Raw genomic sequence first — 2,937 nt, forward strand, 5'->3', positions numbered from 1 at the left:
TTAAACGTATTGTCGAGGGTATTGACGTTGCTGATGGAGTTGGTAATTTGTGACATTACGCGGTTCCAACGGGTAACTGGGGCGGCGGTAACGTAAACGGTGTCTTCGGAGCGCAATTTGAATTCGCTGCCCAGTGCGTAAGAAGTCGCATCTTTTAGGTTGAGCTGGTAGATGTGGATAGGTCTGGCCGCATCTTCAGGTGCGCGGCGGATCACGAATACGCCGGTTGCATCCGCATAGGCTTGGTTCATGCCGCCCACTTCGCCGAGCGCTTGGGTCAGGTTGAGGCCGTGATTGCCGATCGGCAGGGTGGCTTGTTTGCCGACTTCACCCATGATGTAGATTTTGTTGTTGCTGCTGTTAGGAACATAAACGATGTCACCATGGCTGAGGAGGTGGTTTTGCGACATATCACCGTATTGCAACATGTCTTGTAGGGAAATGGTGCGGTCGACGCCGTTGTGCGTCCATTTGATGTGTTGGGTGTCGGCACTTTGGGTGACGCCGCCTGCTTGGTTGATGGCATCCAAAATGGTCATCGGGATATTGGTAATCGGCAGCTGACCTGCTTGGCTGATGGCACCGGATACTGAAATGCGTTGCGAACGGAATTCGGTAACGTTGATGGCTACTTGAGGATTTTTGATGTAGCGTTTCAGAAGGTTGGTCAGGGTATTTTGCAATTCGTCCAAAGTTTTGCCTTTGGCTTGAATTTTGCCTGCTAACGGGTAAGTAATATAACCGCCCTCATCCACCCAGGCGCCGCGGCTGACTTGGTTGGTTTGCGGGTTGCTTTGCTGGATGGGGGAATTGAGGTCGGAGTGCGCCCAAACCATGATATTGAGGACGTCGCCGCTGCCGATGCGGTAGCGGTAAGCGCTTTTGCTTTGCTCCAAGCCTTGGTTGGCTTGGGAAAGTACGGGTGGCGTACGCATTTTTTCAATCAGGTTGGGCGTGATGGGGTAAACGGCAACGCGGCTGTCGAGGTTGGTATCGGCTGCGGTGTCGGTGTCGGTGTAAACAATGGTTTTGGTTCGGGTTTTGATGGTTGAACCAGGAATGACTGTTGTGCTGTTGCAGGCAGTCAGTGCGAATAGAGTAAGCAGGGAGAGTGTTTTTTTCATGTAGTAGTCCTTGCAGTATGGTGTCCGGGCCGTCTGAAAATGTTCAGACGGCCTTGTTGTTTTGTTGCCAAACCAAGTCGCAGATACCGTCTTTAGGTACGAAGCCTGTCGGTGCGCGCAACAGAAGCTGGCGCAGGCTGTTTTGGTCGCTTTGGAAACAAGCGGTTTCGAGTTCCGACAGTATGTCAGATAATTGCGTCCATGGAAGCATTACTTCACTGGCGGTCATAATACGGGGATGAGTGGTTTTTTGCACCTCGTCGCCGATGAGCAGTTCTTCATAAAGTTTCTCGCCCGGGCGCAGGCCGGTAATCTTGATTTCGATGTCGCCGTGGGGGTGTTGTTCGTCTTTCACTTTGAGGCCGCTGAGGACAATCATTTGACGGGCAAGGTCGATGATTTTGACGGATTCACCCATGTCGAGGACGAATACGTCGCCGCCTTTACCCATTGCGCCGGCTTGGATAACCAATTGCGCCGCTTCGGGAATGGTCATGAAGTAGCGGGTAATGTCTTGGTGAGTCAGGGTAATCGGGCCGCCTTCGGCAATTTGTTTTTCAAATACAGGAACAACGGAACCGGACGAACCCAATACATTGCCGAAACGCACCATGCAGAAGCGTGTTTTTTGTTCCGGCTCGGCGGCAAGGGCTTGCAGGCAGAGTTCGGCCATGCGTTTGCTGGCGCCCATGGTATTGGTCGGTCGGACGGCTTTGTCGGTGGAAATCAAAACAAAGGTGGAAACGCCTGCATCTACGGCAGCCTGTGCGCAGCAGAGTGTGCCGAACACGTTGTTTTGAATGCCTTCTATGGTGTTGAACTCAACCATAGGGACGTGTTTATAGGCTGCGGCATGGTAGACGGTGTCGACGTGATAGGCCTTCATGATGCTGCTAAGGCGTTCTTTGTTTTGAACCGAGCCTAAAAGCGGTACGACTTCGACTTGGCTGCCTTGCGCTGTTTGGGTTTCGCGCAATTCTTTGTCTATGCTGTATAGGGCAAATTCAGACAATTCAAACAACAGCAGTTTGGTCGGCCGGCAATTGAGAATTTGACGGCAAAGTTCGGAGCCGATAGAGCCGCCTGCGCCGGTTACTATCACGACTTTGTCGCTGATGTCGGCGCTCATCAATTCAGGGCGAGGTGCCACAGGGGCGCGGCCGAGCAAATCGACCACAGAGATTTTTTTCAATGAGCTGACGTTGATTTTGCCGTCCACCAAATCCTTCATGCCCGGAATGGTCAGGACTTCGCATTTGTATGCTTCGAGGCGGCGGATGATGTCTTTGCGTTCTTCCGGCGTAGAACTTGGAATCGCCAGCAGAATTTTGCGGACGCCGTAGCGGCTGATCAGCATCGGGATTTCGTTGGGGTTGTAGACGGCAAGGTCATAGATGACGGTGCGTTGGATTTTTGGGTTGTCATCGACAAAGGCAATGGCCGAGTATTCGTTAACCTGTTTGATGGCTTCCAGCAATTGTCGGCCGGATTGGCCTGCACCGTAGATGATGACGGGTGTCATCTGTTTGCGGTGATGATCGGTCAGAATCGCGCGCAGGATCATGCGCGAGCTGGTCACGCCGACCACCAAGACCAAGAAATAGACGATGGGCAGGGCAAGGTGCAGTTTTTGCTCAAAAACCAGGGTGCTCAGGCAGAACAAGACCGCCGAAATAATGCTGCCGAATGCGGCGGCGGTCAGGACGCGGATGCTGACGAAGCGCGTAACGGCGCGGTAGAGGCCGATACGGATGAAAAGGATGATGGTCAGCAACGCGGTGCTGCCGAAAGCCAGCCAGTTGGCGATACTCAA

2 protein-coding genes are annotated in these 2,937 nt (G+C 52.9%); both read right to left on the reverse strand.

Going from position 1 to position 2,937, the window contains the following annotated elements; translation table 11 throughout:
- Positions 1-1,124 (reverse strand): polysaccharide export protein (locus ACTHS3_RS11280; protein ID WP_440367977.1); only part of this gene is annotated, 1,124 nt, incomplete at its 3' end.
- A 43-nt stretch (positions 1,125-1,167) separates the two neighbouring features.
- Positions 1,168-2,937 (reverse strand): polysaccharide biosynthesis protein (locus ACTHS3_RS11285; RefSeq protein WP_440367978.1); only part of this gene is annotated, 1,770 nt, incomplete at its 5' end.

The organism is Neisseria sp. P0009.S007, assembly GCF_051962515.1.